Source organism: Leisingera aquaemixtae (assembly GCF_006740765.1).
Taxonomy (GTDB): domain Bacteria; phylum Pseudomonadota; class Alphaproteobacteria; order Rhodobacterales; family Rhodobacteraceae; genus Leisingera; species Leisingera aquaemixtae.
This window is the reverse complement of sequence record NZ_CP041159.1, coordinates 1,687,888-1,711,527: the sequence shown is the minus strand read 5'-3', so window position 1 is coordinate 1,711,527 and position 23,640 is coordinate 1,687,888. Positions and strand designations below refer to the sequence as shown.

The window sequence follows — 23,640 nt, the reverse complement described above, 5'->3', positions numbered from 1 at the left end:
ATGGGGGCAGGGCATGGCAGGCAGCGCAGCAGTCCTGGAGGACGGCAGCCTGATCAGCAGGCTGGACCGCGGTTTATTGAAGGCCGAACGATTGCTGGCACTGCTGAGCGGGATCGCGGTGTTTTCTCTGATGATCCTGGCGGTGGTCTCGGTCGGCGGGCGCAACGCGATCAACGCGCCGCTGCCCGGCTATGTCGACTGGATCGAGCAGATCATGCCGCTGATTGCCTTCATGGGCATCGCCTATGTGCAGCGCCAGGGCGGCCACATCCGCATGGACATCTTCATCGGTGCTTTGCGCGGCCGGGCGCTGTGGCTGTTTGAGCTGGTGTCGGTGCTGCTGATCCTGTTGCTGATTCTGGCAATGGTCTGGGGCAGCTGGGCGCATTTCCAGCGTTCCTTCGACTTTGCCGCGCCGATGTGGAGCCGTGACAGCTCCATCGACATCGGCCTGCCGATCTGGCCCGCCAAGCTGCTGGCGCCGGTGGCCTTTGCGGTGCTGGCGCTGCGGCTGGTGCTGCAGATCTGGGGCTATGGCCGGGCGCTGGTGCTGGGGCTGGAGGCGCCGGTAGCAGTGCCGCTGGTGCAAGGCGCCGCCGAACTGGCGGCGGCAGAGGCCGAGCAGATGCAAGGCCATGACAGCAGCGCAGGTGATAACGCGACTGGCGGGCAGGGGTAAGCAATATGGAACCGATTGAAATCGGCCTGTGGGTCACGGGCGGCCTGCTGGCGATGGTGGTCCTGGGGATGCGGGTGGCCTTTGCGGCGGGCCTTGCAGGGCTCATCGGTCTGATCTGGATTTTCTGGGCCAAGTTCGGCTATGACCCGGCCCGGTTCGGCAAGGCGCTGACCGTCTCGGTCAAGATTGCGGGGCAGGTGCCGCACTCCAAGGTGTCCAGCCAGGCGCTGTCGCTGATCCCCACCTTCATCCTGATCGGCTACCTGGCCTATTACGCCGGGCTGACGCGGGCGCTGTTCACTGCCGCGAAACGCTGGATCGCCTGGCTGCCGGGCGGGCTGGCGGTCTCCACCGTTTTTGCCACCGCGGGCTTTGCCGCGGTGTCGGGGGCCTCGGTCGCCACCTCCGCCGTCTTTGCCCGGATCGCCATCCCGGAGATGCTGGCCATCGGCTACAACAAGCGCTTCGCGGCAGGCGTGGTGGCGGCGGGCGGCACGCTCGCCTCGCTGATCCCGCCCTCGGCCATTCTGGTGATCTATGCCATCATCGTTGAACAGGACGTGGGCAAGCTGTTGCTGGCGGGGTTCATCCCCGGGGCGTTTTCGGCAGTGATCTACGGTCTGCTGATCGTCGGCATCGCGGTGGTCTTCAAATCCGTCGGCCCGCCGGTCAAGGGCTTCACCTGGGGGCAGCGCTTTGCCGCGCTGCCTGGGGCGCTGCCGATCATCCTGGTGGTCGTGATCATCATCTGCTTCGTCTACAACCCCTTTGGCGGCGACGCCTGGGGCACCCCGACCGAAGGCGGCGCCATCGGCGCCTTCATCGTGTTCCTCTATGCGCTGAAGGAAGGGATGAAATGGGCGGAGCTGAAGTCTGCGCTGCTGGAAACCGCCAAGCTGACGGTGATGATCTTCACAATCATCTGGGGGGTGCTGATCTATGTGCGCTTCCTGGGCTTTGCGGATCTGCCGGGGGCGTTCTCGGACTGGATCACCACGCTGGAGATGAGCCCGATGGTGATCCTGATCTGTATCCTGCTGGCCTATGCGGTGCTGGGCATGTTTATGGACGCTATCGGCATGCTGCTTTTGACCCTGCCGGTGGTCTACCCGGCGGTGATGGCGCTGAACGGCGGCGAAAGCGTTGCGGCGGCCGACAGCGCCTTTGGCATGAGCGGCACCATGTGCGCGATCTGGTTCGGCATCCTGGTGGTGAAGATGGCCGAGTTCTGCCTGATCACCCCGCCCATCGGGCTGAACTGTTTCGTTGTGGCCGGCGTGCGCGACGACCTGAGCGTGCAGGATGTGTTCAGGGGCGTGATGCCGTTCTTTGTGGCGGACGCGGTGACGATTGCGCTGCTGGTGGCCTTCCCGGGGATTGTGCTCTACCTGCCGTCCTTGGCCGGGTAGAAGACGGGCGCGGACAGGACGGGCGCTCAGGGCTCACCAAAGCAGATGGAGACCGGCTTGGCAGGCGGCTGCACGGGGCCGGTTTGGCGCGGCATGACAGAAATTGCCCCCTGTACCCGGTCTCCGGTCACAAGTGCTTTTGAAAATGGATGCTCAAGGACAGGGGAGCCTTCGCCATCAGCTGATCGGCGCAATCGGGACCCTTCTCCGCCTTAGGACCTGGTCAAACGATAACGGCAGGTTTCAATGTCAAATCCGTCAACTTTGTACCCCTGCGCGAAGGCCGAAGTCATTTCTTCCCGCACGCGAAGCCGCTCGGCAACTGCTGCGTCAAGATCCGAAGCCAGCAGCCCGTCCAGGTCCTTGGGGATCTCCACTGTCATGGTTTCCGCTGCCCCGGCGGGCGCGACCGTTTTCCACCCTTTCGCCAGCGCCTCAACACGGGGTGACGTGAGGGTCCAGTCGACCAACAGACGGTCTGAGGGAATGCCAGCGTTGATGCCGACCATTTCACCGTAATAATCTTCGTAATACGTTCTGGCAGAGCCGCCCAGACGGGCAATATTCAGCCCTGCGTTGACGCGGCGCAGCGGGTCGAACGTCCAGCGGACCAAGGTCACGCCACGCTTCAGGCACCAGTCGCGCTGAAACCATTTCAGTTTCAGCCCCAGCCCCATGCCGCGGCTGTCGGGATGCACGGCCAGCCGGTGTGAATGCTGGATATGCGGCTGCCCGGTGGGGAAGCCGAACAGAAACCCAAGCATCCGCCCGTCCTTGAAGGCGCCCGCCACAAGGCCGCCTTCATGCTGGATCGCCAGCATCAAGTCGGAGTTGTCCGGCGGGTCGTCCTTGCCCCAGACCTCTTTCTGAAACCACTCCGCGTGCTTGTGTTCGGCCACGCCGTTCAGTTCGCGCAGAACCAGCCCCGTACTCACCATGTTCATGCAGTGATCTCCTCGGCGTGATCCGTGACAGACGCGAGGTAATCCCGGTCCAGGGTCACGCCGATGCCCGGCCCGTTGACAGGAACCGGCATTTCGCCATAGGAGGCTTCGAGCGGTTCGTTGGTGATGTCCCGCGCGAAGTAGCGGCTGGCGCTGGATGTGTCGCCGGGCTTGGTGAAGTTGGCGAGCGTTGCAAGGTGGATGTTATGCGCCCGGCCGATGCCGCTTTCCAGCATGCCGCCGCACCAGACCGGCACCCCGAAGGCGGCGCAGGTGTCGTGGATGGCGCGCGCCTCGGCAAAGCCGCCGACGCGGCCGACCTTGATGTTGATCACCCGCGCGGCGCCGGTTTCCAGCGCCTTGCGCGCGTCGCTGGCGCTGCGGATGCTTTCATCAAGACAGATCGCGGTCTTAAGCGCGCGCTGCACGTTGGCGTGATCGTGGATGTCGTCATGGGCGAGCGGCTGTTCGATGTAATCCAGTGCGAAGGCGTCCAGCGCCTGCAGCTTCGGCAGATCCGGCAGCCCGTAATCGGTATTCGCATCGACCGTCAGCTTGATGTCCGGGAATTCGGCGCGCACCGCCTCTACGATCCGGACGTCGTGGCCCTGGGCGATTTTCAGCTTGGTGCGCTTGTAGCCCTGTTCAACCGCGGTGCTGACCCGTTCCAGCGTGGTTTCAATCGGCGCGATGCCAAGGCTCACCCCCACGCTGACATGATCGCCGGTGCCGCCCAGGGCGGCTTTCAGCGGCAGGCCGAGGCTCTTGGCCCAGAGATCCCAGAACGCCATCTCCACCGCCGCCTTGGCCATGCGGTTGCCGCGCCAGGGCGACAGGATCGGCTGCAGCTCGTAGGGCGAGGCAAAGCGCTTGCCGACGATCTGCGGCAGCAGCACCTCGCGCAGGAAGGCCATCGCGCCGGGGATGGTCTCCTCCAGGTAATCCGGGGCCGGGTCCATCACCGCTTCGGCCACGCCCTCGATGCCTTCGCCCTTCAGGATCAGCAGGGGGAAGGTCTTGGCGGTCATGGTGCCGGTTGAAATCACGAAGGGGGTGAGCAGCGGCAGGCTGACAATACGCAGCTCGGCGCTTTCGATGCGGATGCCGGGGCGCGAGGGGGCGGGGGACATGGGTGAATCGCTGGTCATTTCTGAAACCTGAATAGGGGCCGGGGTCACATCGCCTTGGCGATGAAACGGCGGAATTCTTCTGTTTTGGGATTGGTGAACATCTCGTCGGGCGGCCCCTGTTCGGCGATGCGGCCTTCGTGCAGGAAGACCACTTCGGAGGACACTTCGCGGGCGAACCCCATCTCGTGGGTGACGACGATCATGGTGCGGCCTTCGGCCGCAAGATCCTGCATCACCTTCAGCACCTCGCCCACCAGTTCGGGATCAAGGGCCGACGTCGGCTCGTCAAACAGGATCGCGTCGGGCTCCATCGCCAGGGCGCGGGCAATCGCGACGCGCTGCTGCTGGCCGCCGGACAGCTGGGAGGGATACATGTGCATCCGCTCTTCCAGCCCGACCCGCTTCAGGAAAGCCTCCGCCTTGCTGCGGGCCTCGGCCTTGGGTTCGCCTTTGACCTGGACCGGGCCTTCCATCACGTTTTCCAGAACCGTGCGGTGGGTCCAGAGGTTGAACTGCTGAAACACCATGCCCAGCCGGGCGCGGATCGCCTCGATATGCCGCGCATTCTGCGGCTTGCCGTTCTTCACCAGGATTTCTTCGCCATGCACGGTGACCTTCCCCGAGGTCGGTGTCTCCAGGAAGTTCAGGCAGCGCAGAAAGGTCGATTTGCCCGAGCCCGACGATCCGAGGATGGAGATCACGTCATGGTTTCTGGCCGCGAGCGAGATGCCCTTGAGAACCTCGACGGAACCGAAGGATTTGTGGATGTCTTCGGCTTTGAGAATGATGTCCGGTGGGGTCATGCCCGTGTCTCCTTCAAAGGCTGGACGGTGGCTGGGGCTTGATGCCGGGCGCCGATATGGCGGCTGAGGCGGCGTTCGGCCTGCCGCCAGAGCAGAACAAAGACCGCGGTGATGCAGAGATAGATCAGGGCCGCCCAGAGATAGACCGAGAAGTCGAAGGTCTTGGAAAAGATCTGCCGGGTGCGGCCCATCACGTCAAAAACCGTGACCACGCTGGCCAGCGCGCTGGCCTTCATCAGCAGGATCACCTCGTTGCCGAGCGCGGGCCAGGCGATGCGGTAGGCATGCGGGAACACCACCCGGCGCAGCGCCGTGATCCGGCTCATTCCGATCGCCTTGGCGGCTTCGATCTCGCCGCGCGGAACGCCGAGGATGCCGCCGCGCAGGATCTCGGTCTGATAGGCGGTGGAGTTGAGCGCAAACGCCAGCAGCGCGCAGTTGAACGGGTCGCGGAAGAAGGTCCACAGCCCCCACTCCTGAAGCAGCGGCCGGAACTGGCCCGAGCCGTAGAAGATCAGGAACAGCTGCGCCAGGATCGGCGTGCCGCGCATGAACGAGACATAGAGCCGGAGCGGCGCCTGCGCCATCGGGGAGGCGTGGACGCGGATCAGCGCAAGGGCCGGTGACACCAAGGCGGCGATCAGCGCGCCCAGCAGCGTCAGCTTGATCGTCATCAGGGTGCCGTCGAGCAGCCGGGGCCAGTACTGCGCGAGGATGTCGAGCGGGTTCATCTCAGGCCCTCCGGATGCCGCGATTGGCGCGGCGTTCCATCTGCGCCAGCACCAGTTCGGACAAAACGCACATCGCCCAGTAGATCAGGCAGGCCATCAGGTAGAAGGTGAAGGGCTGCTTGGTCACGCCCACGGCGACCTTTGTCATGCGCATCAGGTCGTCCAGCGCAATGACCGAGACCAGCGCGGTGTCTTTCAGCATGTTGATCCACAGGTTGCCCAGGCCCGGCAGCGCAAAGCGCCAGACCTGCGGCAGCCGGATGCGCAGGAAGATCTGGCGGCCGGTCATGCCGATCGCCCGCCCGGCTTCCGCCTGGCCGTTGTCGAGCGACTGAAACGCCCCGCGCAGCACCTCGGCGGCAAAGGCGCCGAATACCATGCCAAGAGCCACCACCCCGGCCGCAAAGGGACTGAAGTCCGTGGGCGCGGCCTCCGGCGCCCACCACCGCAGGACCGCATTGATCAGCAGGCCAGCGCCGTTGTAAACCACAAAGAGGGTCAGGATCTCTGGCAGGCCGCGCATGACAGTGGTGTAGCCGAACCCCAGCAGCCGCAACGGCAAAAGCCGGGACATCGAGGCGGCGGCGGCCAGGAACCCGAGGAGCAGCCCGACGGGGAGAGTGACGATCGCCAGTTGCACCGTGATCGCAAGACCCCGCAGGATTTCGTCCCCCCAGCCTGCATCGCCATATGAGAACAGTTCAAACATGGATACCCTTTTCAGGCTGAGGGGACATTCCGTTTACTTCATCGTGTAGACGTCGATGTCGAAGTACTTGTCGTTGATCGCCTTGTAGGTGCCATCGGCGCGGATCTCGGCGAGGGCGGTGTTCAGCTTCTCGCGCAGCGCGTCATCCTCCTGGCGCACGGCGATGCCCACGCCATCGCCAACGAAGGCCGGATCGGTGATCGGCTCACCCGCCAGTTCGCAGCAGCTGCCGTCATCGGACTTTTTGGTCCAGTCCAGCATCGGCAGCATGTCCCCGACCTGCAGGTCGATGCGGCCCGAGGCCATGTCCAGGTTCACCTCGTCCTGGGTCGGATAGAGGCGGATGTCGGCATCCGGGTAGGCGGCTTCGATATAATCGGCCTGGGTGGTGCCCGACTGCGCGCCGATCACCTTGCCGGCCAGCGCTTCATTGGTGAATTCCGTGATGTCCGACCCTTTCGGCACGACATGGGTCATCGCCGCCAGATAGTAGGGATCGGTGAAATCGACCTGCTTCTTGCGCTCTTCGGTGATGAACATCGAGGCGATGATGAAGTCATACTTGCTGGCCAGAAGGCCGGGAATGATCCCGTCCCAATCCTGCGCCACCACGGTGCACTCCTCGCCGATGCGCTTGCACAGCTCCAGACCGATCTCAACGTCGAAGCCGGCAATCTTGCCATCGGATTCGATGTAGTTGAACGGCGGGTAGGCGCCCTCGGTGCCCAGCCGCAATCCGTCCGCCGAGGCTGTGCCGGCGGCCATCGCCGCGGACGCCAGGGCGAGTGCCAGTGTCTTCTTCAATGTCATGGGAGTTCCTCCTGTCATTTCCAAGTTTTGATTATTTTTCGACGGCGGCGACCGGATCGCCGACATGGCCGGTGAAGCGGCCGTAAAGCTCTGCAATCCGGTTCAGACGCTCTTCGACCTGCGGCCCCAGTTCCATGCACACGCCATTGATGAGGAGATTGGACAGGCTCGCCATCTGCGCCGTGGAATCCCAGAACTGGTTGAACTGGGTCGGTACGGCAAAAACCTCGTCGGCGGTTTCGCGGCCCCAGTCGCAGAACACATCGGTAATCAGAGTCACCGGAATGCCGGCGGTCTTCGCCTCGCGCGCCAGAATCTTGGCCAGCCGGGAATAGCGGCGGGCCTCGAAGATCACCAGACAGGCCTCCCGGCCGGAGGCCAGTATTTCGGCAAAGTTTCCCGCCGCCAGGTCAATCAGGGTTACCTCGTCGCGCAGGTACTGCATCTGATTGGCAAAATACTGGGCAAGCCCGCGTTCGGTCTGGAAACCGGCCACGTAGACGTGCTGCGTCCTGGCCAGCCTGGCAACCGCATTTTGCCACTCAGCGGACCGGGCATATTCATAGATCCGCACGACGGCCGCGATTTCCAGCTCCATTCCCTGAGAAAGATGGCCCTCGTCGTCGCGGGCGGTAGTGCGCAGTTCATTCAGCCGGTCGCTCACCAGCCACGGATGATCGCCCAAGTCGTCCTTCAGGTGCTCTTTCAAGTCCTTGAAACTGGCGTATCCGTTGCTGCGGCAGAACCGGCCAACAGTAGCTTCGCTCACCCCGACTTTCTCTGCGAGGCTGGCGGCGGTCTCAAACGGAACCTGCTCCAAGGCGCTCAGCATATAGTTGGCAATGGCCCGCTCGGCTTTCGAACCGGTTTCAAGGGCATGGGCAAGTTTTGAGCGGACAGGGGCGGGCAACGTAGCGGACCTTGCGATGGGGATGAACCGTTTGAGTGAAATTGCAAGAAAACTGTCATGCGGTCAAGGTAATTTAAAAAACTTACATCCGCGCCAGAGGGTGACACATAAGGCGCTGAAATAAATGGGGATTTTTCCGGAGCAGTTTCCGGCCTGCCGGGCGGCGTCCCGGCAGTGCCCGCAGCGGGGTGCTGGAACTTGGGGTGCAAAAAGTGCTAAGCGGCGGCGTCGGCGCTGCGTTCTGCAGCAGCGCTGTCAAAAACGGGGCTGAATGGGGCCGAAACGGGGAAGCCGCACAAAATGGCGAATTCAAAAAACCGCGAAAGATCAGGGTTTTCCGATGTCCAGCGCGCTGCGCGTCTGTCCGTTGCGCCGATGATGGATTGGACCGACCGGCACTGCCGCTATTTGCATCGGCTGCTGAGCCGGGAAACGCTGCTTTACACCGAAATGGTGACCGCGCCGGCCCTGGTGCGCGGTGGGGCGCTGCATCTGCTGGAGTTCAATGCCGAGGAGCATCCGGTAGCGCTGCAGCTGGGCGGCTCGGATCCGGGGGAACTGGCAGAGGCCGCCCGGCTGGGCGCGGAGACCGGCTATGATGAGATCAACCTCAACTGCGGCTGTCCCAGCGACCGGGTGCAATCCGGCGCTTTCGGGGCGGTGCTGATGCAGACGCCGGAACTGGTGGCCGATTGCGTCTCGGCGATGCGGGAAACGGTGGATGTGGAAGTCACCGTCAAATGCCGCATCGGTGTGGATGAGCAGAAGCCGGAAGAGGTGCTGCCGGAGTTCCTGGAAAAGATCCGCGCCGCGGGCTGCGGCCGGGTGACCATTCATGCGCGCAAGGCCTGGCTGCAGGGGCTGTCTCCGAAAGAGAACCGGGACATTCCGCCGCTGGACTATGAGCTGGTGCACCGGATGAAGGCGGCGTTCCCGGATCTGCATGTCTCGCTCAACGGCGGCATAGCAACGCTGGCGGAGGCCAAGGCGCATCTGGACCGCGGCCTGGACGGGGTGATGGTGGGGCGTGCGGCCTATCACCAGCCTGCCGATGTTTTGTGTGCGGCGGACCCGGAGATCTATGGCACAGGCTCTGTCAGCGACCCGGCAGAGGCGGTGCGGCAGATGCTGCCCTATATCGAGGCGCGGCTGAGCGAGGGTGCCAGGCTCAACCAGATCACCCGCCACATGCTGGGGCTGTTTGCGGGCAAGCCGGGGGCGCGGCAGTGGCGGCGGATGCTCTCCGAGGGCGCCTGCCGGGCCGGGGCCGGGCCGGAGCTGGTAGAGGAGGCGCTAGCGCAGCTCGGCAAGCGCACTGCAGCGTGACGGTACGCCTCACGCGCTAGTGCCTTGTGCAAGCGGGGAGCGGCGGCTAACCCTTTGCCGGTGAACCAAAGCCCGAGGTGCTCCGCATGACCGATCCCGCCCTGACAGCCGCCCTGTGGCCAGAGCCCGCCTTGCTGATCCAGATGGCGGTGCTGCTTGTGGTGATCGGCGCCTTTGCGGGCGTGCTGGCCGGGCTACTAGGCGTCGGCGGCGGCATCGTGCTGGTGCCTGCGTTTTTCTATGCGTTTCAGACACTTGGATATGGCGGCGATCAGCTGATGCAGATCTGCCTGGCGACCTCTCTGGCAACGATCATCGTGACCTCGGTGCGCTCTGTCATGAGCCACAACAAGAAGGGCGCGGTGGATTGGGACATCCTGCGCGGCTGGGGGATCGGCATTGCCATTGGCGCCGTTGCGGGCGTCTTGGCGGCGTCGTCCCTGCGTTCCACCGTGCTGCAGGGGGTATTCGGCGGGCTGGCGCTGGTCATTGGCTGCTACCTGGGGCTGGGCCGGTCGGAGTGGCGGCTGGCCGAGGCGATGCCCAAGGGCATCAGGCGGGTGGTGCTGTCGCCGGCTGTCGGCTTCCTGTCGGTGCTGATGGGCATCGGCGGCGGCAGCTTCGGGGTGCCGCTGATGACCCTGCACGGGGTGGCGGTGCACCGGGCGGTGGCCACCGCTGCGGGCTTTGGCGTGATCATTGCGGTGCCTTCGGTTGCCGGGTTTCTGCTCTTGGAGGTGGACCCCGCAACCCGGCCGCCGTTCACCATCGGGGCGGTCAATCTGGTGGCCTTTTTCATCGTGATTGCCATGACCCTGATCACCGCGCCCTGGGGGGTGAAGCTGGCCCATGCGATGGATCCCAAACCGCTGAAGCGGGTGTTCGGGGCGTTCCTGGTGCTGGTGGCGCTGAATATGCTGCGCAAAGCTTTTGGCTACTGAGGGCGTGAAGATGCAAGATCCGTTTGCGCAGTATCGGGATAAGGGCTGGGTGCGGTTTGCCCATGATCCGCAGATCGCGGCTTGGGCGGCGGATGCCTTGCCGCATGGGGTGAAGGCGCTGCACGACCCGTCAAACGCCGATTGGTTCCAGTGCGAGCGCACCTGGTTCATCGGCGTCGATGCGCTGCCAAACGACGCCGCAGGACGCGTGCCTGAAGGGCCGCCGCTGGCGGGGGCGCCTATTGATTTCATCACACAGCACCTCGGGCCCATTCCGGACCTGCACCGGGCGCAGGTGTCCTCGGTCTTTCCCGGCTATCCGCGCCCGCGTCCGGGTGAGGGCGAGGCCGCCTTCCGCTACCGCGTCAAGCGCGATGCGGCGCATGTGGACGGGGTCAAGATGTATGGCGAGCACCGCCGCCGCAAGGTGGAGGAGCCGCATGCCTGGGTGCTGGGTATCCCGCTCAATGAAAGCAGCCCGGATGCTTCGCCGTTGGTAGTCTGGGAGGGCAGCCACAGGATCATGCGCCGCGCCTTTGCCACCGCGTTTGAAGGCGTGCCGCAGGCGGACTGGGCAGATGTGGATGTGACCGATGCCTACACAGCAGCCCGCGCCGAGGTGTTCGAGACCTGCCTGCGGATCACCGTTCATGCCAAACCCGGCGAGTCCTATCTGATGCACCGGCTGTGCCTGCACGGGGTTGCGCCCTGGGGCGAGGGGGCCAGCGCGCCGGAAGAGGGGCGTATGATCGCCTATTTCCGTCCGGAGCTGGCGGATTGGACCAAGGGGTGGCTGGCGGAAGGGTAGTCTTACCTCAACCGATCAGAGACCGTCCGGTGGAATCCCGACGTAGGTCCTGGCTGAGTTGCACTTTTTGAACGCCGGTCCGCTGGGAGGTTGCAAGGTATCTAATCAGCCTCGCTATGGCCATCGCCACCTTGGTGAAAAGGTCAGCAATCCTGCCTGAATGTTTCGCGCGCGAAACATTGGGTCAGTGCTTATTCCGCATGATTTGCAAACGGTTACCTGACCGCGCGCCGCGTTAACCTCGTTTGAGCCTCGCGCCGCGGCCGCCGCGGCGCTTGGCCAGTTTGCTGGCGCGGGCGGGGAGGTCGTTCATGATGCCGGCGCGCTCGTCATTGGTCATCTTGGACCAGTCGCGGATTTCGTCGATGGAGCGGTAGCAGCCGGTGCAGATGCGGGCCTCGGGGTGGACAACGCAGATCTTGATGCAGGGGGACTGGATCTCGTCCCGTTTCCAGACGTCGTCGCTCATGCCTTCACCCGTTCTTCAAATGCCGCATCCGGTCCAATGCGCCTTGCAAGATATAGGAGGCAGCGACGTGGTCGATAACCTCTGCGCGGCGTTTGCGTGTCGTATCCGCCTCAAGCAGCGCTTTTTCTGCCGCCACAGTGCTGAGGCGCTCGTCCCAGAAGCTGATCGGCAGGTCGGTCAATTGCATCAGGTTGCGGGCAAAGGCGCGGGTGGACTGGCAGCGGGGGCCCTCTGTGCCGTCCATGTTGCGCGGCAGGCCCAAAAGGATGCCGCTGATGTCGCGGGCCTGGATGATCTCCAGGAGGCGCGCGGCGTCTGCTGAGAACTTCTTGCGCTTCACCGTCTCCAGCGGGGTTGCCACCGCGCCGATACGGTCGGAGACGGCGACGCCGATGGTCTTGGTGCCGAGGTCCAGCCCCATCAGCGCGCTCATCGGCGGCAGGGCGGCGGCGAAGTCTTCAAAGACGTCGTGGATCATTCTGCAATTCCGGACTGGGCGGCGATGGTTTCCAATAGGGCCAGCGCCTCGGCGTCAGCCTCAAACGCACCGCGGGCCTCGGCATAGACGGTGCGGGCGCGCTCGGTTTCGCCAAGGACCGACAGGGCGCCGATCAGGCGGGCCCATTCCTCGGCGCTGCCGCCTTCGCTCGCCAGCCGGTCCGACAGGCGCGTGACCATGCCGCGGATCATCTCCTGCTGCTCTTCGGCGGAGAGTTCGCTGGCGCCGGCCATGTCTTCGGCGCTGGGGCCGGGCAGGGCGGGTGCGGTGCCGCCGCCGGGCGCGATGGGACGGTATTCCACACCGGCGCGGAAGGCCATCTCCTCGATCTGGCCCTGGATGCCCTTGACCCACGGCGCGTCCGCCGGGCCGTCCCGCAGGGTAGCGGCCCATTCGCGGTAGGCGAGGTCCGGGCGGCCGATCTGGCCCAGCATCAGGCCCCAGTAATAGCGGGCCGGGCCGTGGGCGGGGTCAATCGCGCGGGCCTTCTGCAGGTCGGTTTGCGCCTCGGGGGAGACATAGCCGCCGGCCGCCATGATCTTGAGCTCGGCCAGTTCTGTAAAATCGCGGGCGTTGACCTTGCCTTCGGCCAGGCGGATGTAGTTGGCCTTGGCTTCATAGGCAGCTTTGAAGTTGCCGAGGTTGGCCTCGTGCTGTGCCAGCAGCGCCTGGCCGCGGGCGTCACCTTCGCGCTCGCCTGCGGTCTTGCGCAGCTGTTCGACCAGTTTGATGTAGCCTTCCTCCACCTGCGGTTCCGGCAGGGCGGGAATGCCGGCTTCGGCCTCCGCCTGCGAGGGGCGGTTCTCGGCGCGCTCGCCCGCCATGCGGATGCGGTCCTTGAGGCCGAGGTCGCCATACCCCGGCGCGCCAAGCTGCCAGTAAAGGCCCAGGGTGCCGCCGGTGATCAGCAGCGCGATGGCACCGGCAGAGACCAGCGACAGGGATTTGGGCTGGGCGTGGCCGGACTTGCGCTGTTGCAGCTGGGCGTCGGCCGCCAGAATGCGGCGCGAGATTTCGGTGCGGATGCGCTCTGCGTCGCCTTCATTGATGACGCCGCGCGCCAGGTCCTTGTCGACCTCGCGCAGCTGCTGGCGGTAGACCCGCAGGTCATAGGCCGCAGCAGGTTCGCCTTGCTCGCGGGCGCGAATGATGATCATTGCCAGCAGCAGCGCTGCCGAGAATGCGATAAGGGCGGTGACTGTCCAGAAAACCATGCCGTCTCCGAAGTTTGGTTTTCATCTATATGCGGGGCGGCCCGAACAAAAGGGCCAAACTGCCGCGGGATGCTGCAATGCGTCATGGGTCTATGTCGCAATAGCGCAGAAACAGGGCGATAAACGGCACTGGCCGGCCATGCGTTTCAGGCATACCCGCTAACAGACACGAACCATCGGATTCGCTCATGAAACGCTATTCAGTCTTTGCTGTCGCGCGGGAAGCCCTGCGCTATCACACCGGATGGGAGCGCGCCTGGCGCTCGCCGGAACCCAAACGCCACTACGATGTGATCATCGTGGGCGCGGGCGGGCACGGCCTCGCCACCGCCTATTACCTGGGCAAGAATTTCGGCATCACCAATGTCGCGATTATCGAGAAAGGCTGGCTGGGCGGCGGCAATACGGGCCGGAACACCACCATCATCCGCTCGAACTACCTGCAGGATCCGTCTGCTGCGATCTATGAAAAGGCCCGCAGCCTGTATGAGACCATGTCGCAGGACCTGAACTACAACGTGATGTTCAGCCCGCGCGGCGTGATCATGCTGGCCCAGACCGAGCATGAGATCCGCGGCTACAAGCGCACCGCGCATGCCAACCAGCAGCAGGGTGTGCAGACCGAGTGGATCACGCCTGAGCGCGTGAAGGAGATCGTGCCGATCATCAACCTGCACGGTCCCCGCTATCCCGTGCTGGGCGGCCTGTACCAGGAGCGCGGCGGCACCGCCCGTCACGACGCGGTGGCCTGGGGCTATGCGCGGGCGTGTTCCGACATGGGCATGGACATCCTCCAGAAATGCGAAGTCACCGGCGTGCGCGTTGAGAACGGCCGCACCGTGGGTGTGGACACCACCAAGGGCCCGATCGACTGCGACAAGCTGGGCATGGTTGTGGCGGGCAACGCCTCTGTGCTGGCTGAATTGGCTGGCTTCCGCCTGCCGATGGAATCCGTGGCGCTGCAGGCGATGGTGTCCGAGCCGATCAAACCCTGCATGGACGTGGTCGTGATGGCCAACACCGTGCACGGCTACATGTCCCAGTCCGACAAGGGCGAGATGGTGATCGGCGGCGGCACCGACGGGTTCAACAACTACACCCAGCGCGGCAGCTTCCACCACATCGAGGAAACCGTGCGCGCGCTGGTCGAAACATTCCCGATGGTCAGCCGCCTGAAGATGCTGCGTCAGTGGGGCGGCATTGTGGATGTGACCGGCGACCGCTCGCCGCTGATCTCCAAGACCCCGGTCCAGAACTGCTTCATCAACGCAGGCTGGGGCACCGGCGGCTTCAAGGCGATCCCGGGCTCCGGCTGGGCAATGGCGGAACTGATGGCCACCGGCCATTCGCCGCTGACCGAGGAGTTCTCGATGATGCGCTTCAAGGAAGGCAAGTTCATCGACGAGAGCGTCGCCGCCGGTGTGGCGCACTAACGCTGCAAAATTCAATTTTACGGAGCAAGCACCATGCTGATCCTTGAATGCCCCTATTGCGGCGTCAAAGCCGAAGAAACCGAACTGGCCGCGGGCGGCGAAGCGCATCTGAAGCGCTTTGGCCCCGGCTCCTCGGATGACGAGTTCCATGACTACCTGTTCATGCGTGAAAACCCCAAAGGCGTTCACTTTGAACGCTGGCGCCATGCCAACGGCTGCGGCAAGTGGTTTCACGCCGCCCGCTGCACCATGACGCTGGAGGTCTTTGGCACCTACACCGCGCAGACCTCTGTGCCGACGCAGGAGATCCTGGACAAGATCGCTGCCAAACGCCCGGGCTGGACCTGGCGCGAATTTGCGGACGGCAAGAAATGAACCGCCGCCTGACTGAAACACCCGCTTTTCTCTTGAAAGGTCTGCGCACATGAGCACGCGTCTTGCCAAGCACGGCCGGCTGATCGACCGCTCCAAACAGATCGCCTTCACTTTCAACGGCAAGTCCATGAAGGGTTATGCCGGCGATACGCTCGCATCCGCCCTGCTGGCCAACGGCCAGGTGATGATGGGCCGCTCGTTCAAATACCACCGCCCGCGCGGCGTTGTCGCATCCGGCTCGGAAGAGCCTAATGCGCTGATGCAGCTGGGTGTGGGCGACCGTTATGAGCCCAACCAGCGCGCTACCACCACCGAACTGTTCTCAGGCCTGACCGCGCAGTCGCAGAACCACTGGCCGAGCCTGGAGTTCGACGTCCTGTCGATCAACAACAAGCTGTCCCGGTTCCTGACCGCCGGCTTCTATTACAAGATGTTCATCCACCCGCGTCCGCTGTGGAAGCACGTCTATGAGCCGATCATCCGGAAGTCCGCAGGACTGGGCGCAGCCCCCGACAAGGAGCTGAAGGACGCCGACACCTACGAGCACTTCTACTTCTTCGCGGATGTGCTGGTCATCGGCGGCGGCGTTGCCGGCCTGCAGGCCGCCAAGGCGGCGGCGGCATCCGGCGCCAAGGTTCTGGTGCTGGAGCAGAACAACTACTGGGGCGGCCGCGCGCCGGTTGACGGCGGCACCATTGACGGCGAAGCGCCCGAGGCCTGGATCGAGAAGACCCTGGCAGAGCTGCGCGGGATGGACAACGTTACGCTCCGCGACCGCTGCATGGGCTCCGGCGTCTATGATCACGGCTATGCCCTGGGCTATGAGCGCCTGACCGACCACGCGCCGGGCCAGGGCGGCCCGCGCCATCGCCTGTGGCGGATCCGTGCGAGCCAGATCGTCACCGCGACCGGTGCGATCGAGCGTCCGCTGTCCTTTGCCGGCAACGATGTGCCGGGCGTTATGCTGGCGGCCTCGATGCGCGACTATTTGGTGAACTGGGGCATCAACCCGGGGAACAAGGTCGTGGTTGCCACCAACAACGACGACGCCTACCGCACAGCACTTGTGCTGCATGACGCGGGCGTCGAAGTGGTCCGCGTGGTTGACACCCGCGAAACCGGCGGCGGCGCGCTGATGGAAGCGGTCCGCGAAAAGGGTATCCGGGTTGAGCTGGGCCGCGCCATCGCCAAGGTGAAGGACGGCAAATGCGTGACCGAGGTCGCCATCTGCGCCCAGAACGGCGAAGGCGGTGCGCGTGAGGTCGTGCAGGCCGACGCGGTTGCCATGTCCGGCGGCTGGTCGCCGGTGGTCCACCTGTGGTCCCATTGCGGCGGCAAGCTGATCTGGGACGAGGTGAACGCCAACTTCCGTCCCGATGCCTCCCGCCCGCCGCTGGGCCATGACGGCAACGGCTTTGTGGTTCCGGCAGGTGCCGCGAACGGCGAGTTCGGCCTGGGCGCGCTGCTGGAAGATGCAGCAGCTGCTGGTTCGAAAGCTGCCGAAGCAGCCGGCTTCCCGGCGAAATCCGTGGCGGCTGCCAAAGGCGAGTCCGAGGCGGAAGCACAGATGGAAGCGGTCTGGCTGATGCCCGCCAAGGCGGACATCAAGCTGCGCATGAAGTCCTGGCTGGACTACCAGAACGACGTGAAAGTGTCGGACGTGCAGCTGGCGGCCCGCGAAGGCTATGAAAGCGTCGAGCACACCAAGCGTTACACCACGCTTGGCATGGCCACCGACCAGGGCAAGCTGTCGAACATCAACGGCCTGGCCATTCTGGCCGACAGCCTGAACTCGGAAATCCCGCAGGTGGGCACCACCACCTTCCGTCCGCCGTACCACCCGATCTCGCTGGGCGCGATCGCGGGTGAGGCGCGGGCCGAGATCTTCCAGCCGGTGCGCAAGACGCCGATCTACGACTGGTTCGACAAGAACGGCGCGGATTGGGAGCCGGTCGGCCAGTGGCGCCGCCCGTTTGCGATCACCAAACCCGGTGAGGACCGTCATGCTGCGGTGAACCGCGAGGTGAAGAACACCCGCGAGAACCTTGGCCTGCTGGACGCCTCGACCCTGGGTAAGCTGATCGTCAAGGGCCCCGATGCAGGCAAGTTCCTGGACATGCTGTACACCAACATGATGTCCACGCTGAAGCCGGGCAAATGCCGCTATGGCCTGATGTGCACCGAGAACGGCTTCCTGATGGACGACGGCGTGGTGGCCCGCATCGACGAGGACACCTTCCTGTGCCACACCACCACCGGCGGCGCCGAGCGCATCCATGGGCACATGGAAGAATGGCTGCAAACCGAATGGTGGGACTGGAAAGTCTACGTTGCCAACGTGACCGAGCAGTATGCGCAGATCGCCGTGGTCGGCCCCAATGCCCGCAAGGTGCTGGAGAAGCTGAACGCGCAAGCGGGCGGCGGCATGGATGTCAGCAAAGAGGCGCTGCCGTTCATGGAGTGGCGTGACGGTCAGATCGGCGGCTTCGACGCCCGCGCTTACCGGATCTCCTTCTCGGGCGAGCTGTCCTACGAGATCGCGGTCGCGGCCTCTGAGGGCCAGGCGTTCTGGGATGCGCTGATGGACGCGGGCAAGGAATTCGGCGTCATGCCTTATGGCACCGAGACCTTGCACATCCTGCGCGCCGAAAAGGGATTCATCATGATCGGCGATGAGACCGATGGCACCGTGATCCCGCAGGATCTGGGGCTGCACTGGGCGCTGTCCAAGAAGAAGGACGACTATCTGGGCAAACGCGCGCAAGCGCGCTCCCACATGACGGATCCGGACCGCTGGCAGCTGGTTGGCCTGGAAACCGTGGACGGATCGGTGCTGCCCGACGGCGCCTATGCGTTGGGTGAAGGCGTCAATGCCAATGGCCAGCGCAACATGATCGGCCGGGTGACCTCGACCTATCACTCCGCAACGCTGGGCCGCGGCATCGCCATGGGCCTCGTCAAGCACGGTCCCAAGCGGATGGGTGAAGTGATCGAGTTCCCGGGCACCGACGGCAAGACCTACAAAGCCAAGATCGTTGACCCGGTCTTCTACGACAAGGATGGAGAGAAGCAGAATGTCTAAGGCTGTTTCCGTACTGAACGGCGCCCAGTACTCCGGGCTGGCCAAGGTCGAGGATGCCGGTCTGCAGGGTATGATCACCCTGCGCGGCGATCTGGACTCCGCAGCGCTGAAGGCAGCCGTCAAGGCCGCCACCGGCGCCGGGGTTCCGGAACAGGGCGCCATCTCGGTTGCCGAGAACGGGGCCGCCGCCTGGATGTCCCCGGATGAGCTGCTGCTGCTGGTGCCTTACGAGGATGCGGTTGCCAAGACCGCCGAAGTGGCCGAGGCGCTGAAGGGCGAGCACGCTCTGGCGGTGAACGTCTCCGACGCACGAGCGTTCTTCCGCCTGTCCGGTGAGGGCGCGCGCGAGGTGCTGGGCAAGGTGAGCCCGGTCGACTTTGACGCTGCCGCCTTCGCCCCCGGCCAGTTCCGCCGGTCGCGCCTGGCACAGGTGGCTGGCGCCTACTGGCTGAACGAGGACGGCAGCTTCTGCATCGTCTGTTTCCGCTCTGTGGGCGAGTACGTGTTCAAACTGCTGAGCGCGGCCGCTCACCCGCAAAGTAAAGTGGGTGTTTATTAAAATTACCACTCGCTTTTTGCTTGTGACGCCATGACGCGTCAACTACGGTGCCCTGGAGATGATCCGGGGCACCTTTTTATTTGAACCGATGCCGCTGGAGATGTTCCTTCGCAGGGATTGAAAACGTTATATTTAACAGCCGGTTACCTGTCTGTGGGGCGGCTGTGTGAAGATGTTTCGGAGGCGGTTGATGGGTCTGCTGAATTGCAGCTATGTTGCACTATTTTTTACGCTTGCCGGGGCGGCTGCCGCAGCGGGTTCCAGTTTCCGCTGCAACCTTGAACCGATTTCCGGCGACGCCTGGGTGCCCAGCAAAATCGCGATCAATTTCTCCGATGATTTCAAAACGGCGCAGATCACCGATGCCGCCTTTGGTGTCTCTGTGCCCGCCAAGGTGGTCAAACGCAGCGGATCGTCATATGCGCTCAGCTGGTCGCTGCCGGGGCTTGCGGTGCTGATGGAAAGCGGCGGGGCTGAGCCGCGGTTCCGGGCGGTGCTCAATATGTCCAACCTGAAAATGAGCATTCAGTCGATCCGCCCGGAAGAGGGCACGATGCTGCCCCGCGGCTCCGGCAGCTGCGAGCGGCTGGACTCGCTGTCGCTGCTGGCGCAGTACCAGGTCTATTTGCAATAACTGGTGCCTTGGGGTGCCGCGGCACCGCGAGCGGACAAGGCTTGTCGCAGGATCGCCTATTGCAGCTTTTTTATCCAACTTACCCGGGAGCGTGGTTGCATTTTTCTCAACCGGGTTGCATTCGGTTTTCAGGAACTGATTTGAGGACTACGGCAAATGAAGTGTTTCGTTCAGGCTGGCTGTCTTGCGGCAGCAGGTTTTCTTGGTCAAGCGGTCTCGGCTGAGACCGTTTTTGACTGCGACATCAAGGTGTTTACAAACAACGGCTGGATTGCGCCGCGGGTTATGGTGCTGTGGGACGACAGCACTAAAACTGCAAAGGTCTATGACGGCTACATTCACCAACTGGTCGGTGAACCCTTGTCCGCCAAGGTCGAACACCGGAAAGGAAATTCCTATGACCTGGCGTGGCGGGTGAATGACATCCCGGTTTCCAACGCGCGGACCAAGGTGGACGGGCTGTATTCGGCCGTCTTTGACATGGACAAAAGCACTCTGTCGATCCGGGGTGTGATCACCGGCTTTGCAAACGCGCCGCGCGGGCGCGGGAAGTGCAAGGTCCAGCAGGGTTGATACGCTTGGCTAACTTTTTGCGGCAAACAGTTTTGGGACGAAAAGAATGATTAAGGAAATATTTGTTGCAACCGGTGTTGTCAGCGTGCTGTTGCTGGGGTTTCCGGCGGCGGTTGGCGCTTCGGGAGTGGATGCTGTTTTTCGTTGTGAGATTGACCGGTTCGGCGGAGGTAAACCCACGTCTGAAGGCGGTGGCGGATGGCTTCCCGCCCAGGCTTATTTTGAGTTCTCTGACGATTGGCGGCAGGTACAGGTTATCGATTCACGCGTTGTGACTTCTCGGGAAGGAAAGGCCGAAGCAAAAGTGAAACAGTTAAAAGATGGGAGGCTGAAGTTCAAATGGCGGATTAGCCGCCCGACAAGCTTAGACATCTGGACACCAGTAGGCTTTCGCGCAGAGGTAGATCCCCAAGCCAAAACGGGTGTAATGCGGGCGAAAGTGTCTCTCGGATACCATTCAAGGATCCGTGGCGATCTGAAGTGCGAGCAGATTGCTCAAAGCGAAATTCCCGGCCTCGATCAGTTGCAATACTGACTTCGAAAGCGGCTGTGTCCCTGCGCGGCTAGGCACCTACTGCCTGAGCATCTGAGAGGATAGATGAACATTGGGCCTGCACGGTTTTCGCGCCTTGGCCTCTTGACCTGATAGCGCGCACACAGCATGTATCTGCGCAGGAACGCAAACAATTTTGACAGGGGGCCCAAAATGGCTTTTGAACTTCCCGATCTTCCCTACGCCCACGACGCTCTGGCATCCAAGGGCATGTCCTCGGAAACCCTGGAATACCACCACGACCTGCACCACAAGGCCTATGTCGACAACGGCAACAAGCTGATCGCCGGCACCGAGTGGGAAGGCAAGTCGCTGGAAGAAATCATCAAGGGCACCTACGACGCCAACGCGGTTGCCCAGAACGGCATCTTCAACAACATCTCGCAGCTGTGGAACCACAACCAGTTCTGGGAAATGATGGGCCCGGGCGAGAGCAAGATGCCGGGTGAGCTGGAGAAGGCGCTGACCGAAAGCTTCGGCTCGGTCGACAAGTTCAAGGAAGAATTCTCTGCCGCAGGCGCAGGCCAGTTCGGCTCCGGCTGGGCGTGGCTGGTCAAGAAGGCAGACGGTTCGCTGGCGGTGACCAAGACCGAAAACGGCGTGAACCCGCTGTGCTTTGATCAGACCGCGCTGCTGGGCTGTGACGTGTGGGAGCATTCCTACTACATCGACTTCCGCAACAAGCGTCCGGCCTACCTGACCAATTTCCTGGACAACCTGGTGAACTGGGAAAACGTCGCCTCCCGCCTGGGATAAGGCAGCAGGAGCGGAAGCCGGTTTCCAGGCTGGCACCGCATCAGAAGATTCCGCCCGCGCAGCGTTGCTGCGCGGGCTTTTTCGTGGTTGTCTTAGGAACAAGGGCCTGCTGCTGCGCGTTGAACTTCCACATGTGCAATAAGAAGGAGGCTCCCATGGCTGAACGCAAACGATCGACGGATGGACGCCGCGAGACGGACGAGATCCCCGGTGCGAAAGGGAGCGTCTCGCAGCAAGGCCGGGCTGGCGGCGGGCTGCAGCGCGATATCGCCTCTGAAGACGAGCTGAAACGGGCCAAGGAGCGTCCGGCGGGATCAACACGCGTGACGAAATCCAAGGAGGAGGAGTGACATCATGACCTTTCTGACGCAGGGCACCTGGGTGCTGGTTGCGGACAGCGAAAAAGCGCTGTTTCTCGAAAACACCACGGACGCGCAGAACCCGAACCTGAAGGTGCGGCGCAAGGACGAGCAGGAAAACCCCTCCAATCGCGAGCAGTCGGCAAACCGGCCGGGGCGGTTCAACGACGGCCCCAGCGTGCACCGTTCGGCGGTGGATGACACCGACTGGCACCAGCTGGCCAAGGAACGCTTCGCGTCGGATCTGGCGGACCGGCTGTACAAGATGGCGCATAAGGGCCAGTTTGAACGGCTGGTTCTGGTGGCAGCCCCGAGGTACTGGGCGAGCTGCGCAAGAACCTTCACAAGGAGGTTGCCGACCGCGTGGTGGCCGAGGTCGCAAAGAACCTGACCAACCACGAGACCAGCAAGATCGAGGAGATGGTGAAAGACGCGCTTGAGAACGGCTGACGGTTGAGCCGGGGGCTTGACCCTTGCCCCTGTCCGGTGTCTGTCAAAGGGCGCACGGGCAGGGGCAAATCATGCGGGACACACAGTTAGGCGTCATGGCGATGATCGCGGCCTGCGTGGTTTGGGGGCTGTCGGGGATCTATTACAAGGCGCTGTCGCACGTGCCGCCGGAACAGGTGCTGTCGCACCGGGTGCTGTGGTCGTTTTTGTTCTTTGCGGGCGTGCTGCTGGTGCAGGGGCGGATCGGCGCCTTGCGGGCGGCCTTCTCGGACCGGCGCGGCGCGCTGCTGCTGGCGTTTGCCACCGCGATGATCTCGCTGAACTGGTTCGTGTTCATTTCTTCCGTCCAGACCGGCCATGCGACTGAGGCCAGCCTGGGCTATTATATCTTTCCCTTGCTAAGCGTGCTGCTGGGGCGTCTGGTGTTCGGCGAGCGGCTGGCTTGGGCGCAGCTGCTGGCGGTGCTGCTGGCCGGCGCCGCGGTTGCGGTGCTGTCGTTCGGATTGGGTGCTGCGCCCCTGATCCCGCTGGTGCTGAGCGTCAGCTTTGCGCTTTATGGTGTTGCCAAGAAACGGCTTTCCCTGGGGCCGGTGGTGTCGGTCACCGCTGAGGTTCTGCTGATCTTGCCGGTGGCGCTGGCGGTGATCTGGCTGACCGGCGGCGCGGGCTTCTTCGGCGGCCCGGCGGATGCGGCCATGCTGGCGTTCTCCGGCATCCTGACAGGGCTGCCGCTGATCCTGTTCAGCTTTGCCGCCAAACGGGTGCGGCTGGGCACCGTGGGCGTCTTGCAGTATCTGAACCCGACGCTGCAGTTTCTGGTGGCGGTGCTGCTGTTTGCCGAGCCTTTCACGCCCTGGCACGGCGCTGCCTTTGCGCTGATCTGGAGCGCGGTTGCGGTGTTTTCCTACTCGGCCTTGCGTCAGGAGCGGGCGTCGCGCAGGGCGGCGATGGCGGCCACCGGGGTGTCGGCCCAGATCAGGTAATCCGCAAGGTCCTGCCCGGCGAAGCCCTCGCCGATGACCTGTTCCACCAGGGCGCGCAGCTTGTCCCAGTAGCCGGCTGTGTTCAGGATCACGATCGGCTTGGAATGCAGGCCAAGCTGGCGCCAGGTGAGCGCCTCGAACAGCTCATCCAAAGAGCCGGCGCCGCCGGGCAGCACAATAACCGCATCGGCGTTCCACAGCATCACCTTCTTGCGCTCGTGCATGGTCTCGGTCACCACATAGGTGGTGAGATCCGACTTGCCGACCTCGCGCCGTTCCAGGTGGCTGGGGATCACACCGAAGGTTTCGCCGCCGGCCTGCTGGGCCGCGCGGGCAACCTCGCCCATCAGCCCGACATCACCGGCGCCATAGACCAGCCGCATGCCGTTGCTGGCAAGCGCGGCACCCAGGGCGCGGGCGGCTTCGGTATAGGCGGGCCGCGCGCCCGCGCGCGATCCGCAATAAACACAGACGGATTTGATGCTCATCGGCCAGCCTTTC

General features: G+C 63.6%; 26 protein-coding genes and 1 pseudogene. 16 read left to right on the top strand and 11 right to left on the bottom strand.

Annotated elements, in window-relative coordinates; genetic code table 11:
* Positions 1 to 13: 13 nt before the first annotated feature.
* Positions 14 to 679 carry a TRAP transporter small permease subunit gene (locus tag R2C4_RS09990; RefSeq protein ID WP_058287152.1) on the top strand — a complete coding sequence of 222 codons (666 nt, stop codon included), beginning with the start codon at positions 14 to 16 and terminating at the stop codon, positions 677 to 679.
* A gap of 5 nt (positions 680 to 684) precedes the next feature.
* A complete protein-coding gene (locus R2C4_RS09985) occupies positions 685 to 2,088 on the top strand; it encodes a TRAP transporter large permease (protein ID WP_058287151.1) in 1,404 nt (467 codons plus the stop codon).
* A gap of 212 nt (positions 2,089 to 2,300) precedes the next feature.
* On the opposite strand, the gene R2C4_RS09980 is transcribed toward R2C4_RS09985, so the two are convergent.
* Genes R2C4_RS09980 through R2C4_RS09950 form a run of 7 tightly spaced genes read right to left on the bottom strand, consistent with a single transcriptional unit; the run spans position 2,301 to position 8,125 of the window.
* Entirely contained in the window at positions 2,301 to 3,032 is a 732-nt protein-coding gene (locus R2C4_RS09980) for a GNAT family N-acetyltransferase (protein ID WP_141890517.1), read from the bottom strand.
* Positions 3,029 to 4,180 (bottom strand): o-succinylbenzoate synthase, encoded by a 1,152-nt coding sequence (menC, locus tag R2C4_RS09975; protein ID WP_244940815.1) that lies wholly within the window; start codon positions 4,178 to 4,180, stop codon positions 3,029 to 3,031. The genes R2C4_RS09980 and menC overlap by 4 nt, the downstream gene beginning before the upstream one ends.
* Positions 4,181 to 4,206: 26 nt before the next feature.
* A complete protein-coding gene (locus R2C4_RS09970; RefSeq protein WP_141890516.1) occupies positions 4,207 to 4,965 on the bottom strand; it encodes an ABC transporter ATP-binding protein in 759 nt (252 codons plus the stop codon).
* On the bottom strand, positions 4,962 to 5,696 hold the full coding sequence (locus tag R2C4_RS09965; RefSeq protein ID WP_141890515.1) for an ABC transporter permease: 735 nt from the start codon (positions 5,694 to 5,696) through the stop codon (positions 4,962 to 4,964). Before R2C4_RS09965 ends, R2C4_RS09970 begins: the two co-directional genes overlap by 4 nt.
* 1 nt (position 5,697) lies before the next feature.
* The gene (locus R2C4_RS09960; RefSeq protein ID WP_141890514.1) at positions 5,698 to 6,405 is read right to left on the bottom strand and encodes an ABC transporter permease; all 708 of its coding nucleotides are present in this window, start codon (positions 6,403 to 6,405) and stop codon (positions 5,698 to 5,700) included.
* 33 nt (positions 6,406 to 6,438) lie between these two features.
* Positions 6,439 to 7,215 (bottom strand): ABC transporter substrate-binding protein, encoded by a 777-nt coding sequence (locus tag R2C4_RS09955; RefSeq protein ID WP_141890513.1) that lies wholly within the window; start codon positions 7,213 to 7,215, stop codon positions 6,439 to 6,441.
* A 31-nt stretch (positions 7,216 to 7,246) separates the two neighbouring features.
* Positions 7,247 to 8,125, bottom strand: coding sequence for a MurR/RpiR family transcriptional regulator (locus tag R2C4_RS09950; RefSeq protein ID WP_141890512.1), 879 nt, complete (start codon positions 8,123 to 8,125; stop codon positions 7,247 to 7,249).
* A gap of 300 nt (positions 8,126 to 8,425) precedes the next feature.
* Here R2C4_RS09950 and dusA point away from each other — a divergent pair, with 300 nt between their 5' ends.
* The 3 genes from dusA (at position 8,426) to R2C4_RS09935 (ending at position 11,200) form a co-directional block, all read left to right on the top strand.
* Positions 8,426 to 9,451, top strand: a complete 1,026-nt coding sequence (gene dusA / locus R2C4_RS09945) for a tRNA dihydrouridine(20/20a) synthase DusA (RefSeq protein WP_141890511.1) — start codon at positions 8,426 to 8,428, stop codon at positions 9,449 to 9,451.
* A gap of 86 nt (positions 9,452 to 9,537) precedes the next feature.
* On the top strand, positions 9,538 to 10,392 hold the full coding sequence (locus R2C4_RS09940; protein WP_141890510.1) for a sulfite exporter TauE/SafE family protein: 855 nt from the start codon (positions 9,538 to 9,540) through the stop codon (positions 10,390 to 10,392).
* A gap of 10 nt (positions 10,393 to 10,402) precedes the next feature.
* Positions 10,403 to 11,200: a hypothetical protein gene (locus R2C4_RS09935; RefSeq protein WP_141890509.1), complete on the top strand. Its 798-nt coding sequence runs from the start codon at positions 10,403 to 10,405 to the stop codon at positions 11,198 to 11,200.
* Positions 11,201 to 11,435: 235 nt separating this feature from the next.
* Here the strand turns inward: R2C4_RS09935 and R2C4_RS09930 are convergent, their stop codons facing one another.
* The 3 genes from R2C4_RS09930 to ccmI are packed head-to-tail and all read right to left on the bottom strand — an operon-like array spanning position 11,436 to position 13,382.
* On the bottom strand, positions 11,436 to 11,669 hold the full coding sequence (locus R2C4_RS09930; protein ID WP_141890508.1) for a DUF1289 domain-containing protein: 234 nt from the start codon (positions 11,667 to 11,669) through the stop codon (positions 11,436 to 11,438).
* A 4-nt stretch (positions 11,670 to 11,673) separates the two neighbouring features.
* Positions 11,674 to 12,147: a Holliday junction resolvase RuvX gene (gene ruvX / locus R2C4_RS09925; protein ID WP_141890507.1), complete on the bottom strand. Its 474-nt coding sequence runs from the start codon at positions 12,145 to 12,147 to the stop codon at positions 11,674 to 11,676.
* Positions 12,144 to 13,382, bottom strand: a complete 1,239-nt coding sequence (gene ccmI / locus R2C4_RS09920) for a c-type cytochrome biogenesis protein CcmI (protein ID WP_141890506.1) — start codon at positions 13,380 to 13,382, stop codon at positions 12,144 to 12,146. The genes ruvX and ccmI overlap by 4 nt, the downstream gene beginning before the upstream one ends.
* A gap of 188 nt (positions 13,383 to 13,570) precedes the next feature.
* Between ccmI and R2C4_RS09915 the strand changes: the two genes are divergently transcribed.
* The 11 genes and pseudogenes from R2C4_RS09915 (at position 13,571) to rarD (ending at position 23,139) form a co-directional block, all read left to right on the top strand.
* Positions 13,571 to 14,815 carry a sarcosine oxidase subunit beta family protein gene (locus tag R2C4_RS09915; protein WP_141890505.1) on the top strand — a complete coding sequence of 415 codons (1,245 nt, stop codon included), beginning with the start codon at positions 13,571 to 13,573 and terminating at the stop codon, positions 14,813 to 14,815.
* Positions 14,816 to 14,848: 33 nt separating this feature from the next.
* On the top strand, positions 14,849 to 15,190 hold the full coding sequence (locus R2C4_RS09910; RefSeq protein WP_039169867.1) for a sarcosine oxidase subunit delta: 342 nt from the start codon (positions 14,849 to 14,851) through the stop codon (positions 15,188 to 15,190).
* A 49-nt stretch (positions 15,191 to 15,239) separates the two neighbouring features.
* Positions 15,240 to 18,272, top strand: coding sequence for a sarcosine oxidase subunit alpha family protein (locus R2C4_RS09905; protein ID WP_141890504.1), 3,033 nt, complete (start codon positions 15,240 to 15,242; stop codon positions 18,270 to 18,272).
* Positions 18,265 to 18,831: a sarcosine oxidase subunit gamma gene (locus R2C4_RS09900; RefSeq protein ID WP_141890503.1), complete on the top strand. Its 567-nt coding sequence runs from the start codon at positions 18,265 to 18,267 to the stop codon at positions 18,829 to 18,831. The genes R2C4_RS09905 and R2C4_RS09900 overlap by 8 nt, the downstream gene beginning before the upstream one ends.
* A gap of 190 nt (positions 18,832 to 19,021) precedes the next feature.
* Positions 19,022 to 19,465: a hypothetical protein gene (locus tag R2C4_RS09895; protein ID WP_141890502.1), complete on the top strand. Its 444-nt coding sequence runs from the start codon at positions 19,022 to 19,024 to the stop codon at positions 19,463 to 19,465.
* A 156-nt stretch (positions 19,466 to 19,621) separates the two neighbouring features.
* Positions 19,622 to 20,038, top strand: a complete 417-nt coding sequence (locus R2C4_RS09890; RefSeq protein WP_141890501.1) for a hypothetical protein — start codon at positions 19,622 to 19,624, stop codon at positions 20,036 to 20,038.
* A 46-nt stretch (positions 20,039 to 20,084) separates the two neighbouring features.
* Positions 20,085 to 20,573: a hypothetical protein gene (locus R2C4_RS09885; RefSeq protein WP_141890500.1), complete on the top strand. Its 489-nt coding sequence runs from the start codon at positions 20,085 to 20,087 to the stop codon at positions 20,571 to 20,573.
* Positions 20,574 to 20,744: 171 nt separating this feature from the next.
* Entirely contained in the window at positions 20,745 to 21,347 is a 603-nt protein-coding gene (locus tag R2C4_RS09880; protein ID WP_058287112.1) for a superoxide dismutase, read from the top strand.
* Positions 21,348 to 21,502: 155 nt separating this feature from the next.
* Positions 21,503 to 21,697, top strand: a complete 195-nt coding sequence (locus R2C4_RS09875; protein ID WP_058287291.1) for a hypothetical protein — start codon at positions 21,503 to 21,505, stop codon at positions 21,695 to 21,697.
* 4 nt (positions 21,698 to 21,701) lie between these two features.
* A pseudogene (locus R2C4_RS09870) lies at positions 21,702 to 22,156 on the top strand (host attachment family protein).
* A 71-nt stretch (positions 22,157 to 22,227) separates the two neighbouring features.
* Positions 22,228 to 23,139, top strand: a complete 912-nt coding sequence (rarD, locus tag R2C4_RS09865; RefSeq protein WP_141890499.1) for an EamA family transporter RarD — start codon at positions 22,228 to 22,230, stop codon at positions 23,137 to 23,139.
* Here rarD and R2C4_RS09860 read toward each other — a convergent pair.
* Entirely contained in the window at positions 23,076 to 23,627 is a 552-nt protein-coding gene (locus R2C4_RS09860) for an LOG family protein (RefSeq protein WP_141890498.1), read from the bottom strand. The genes rarD and R2C4_RS09860 overlap by 64 nt on opposite strands.
* Between the last annotated feature and the right edge of the window lie 13 nt (positions 23,628 to 23,640).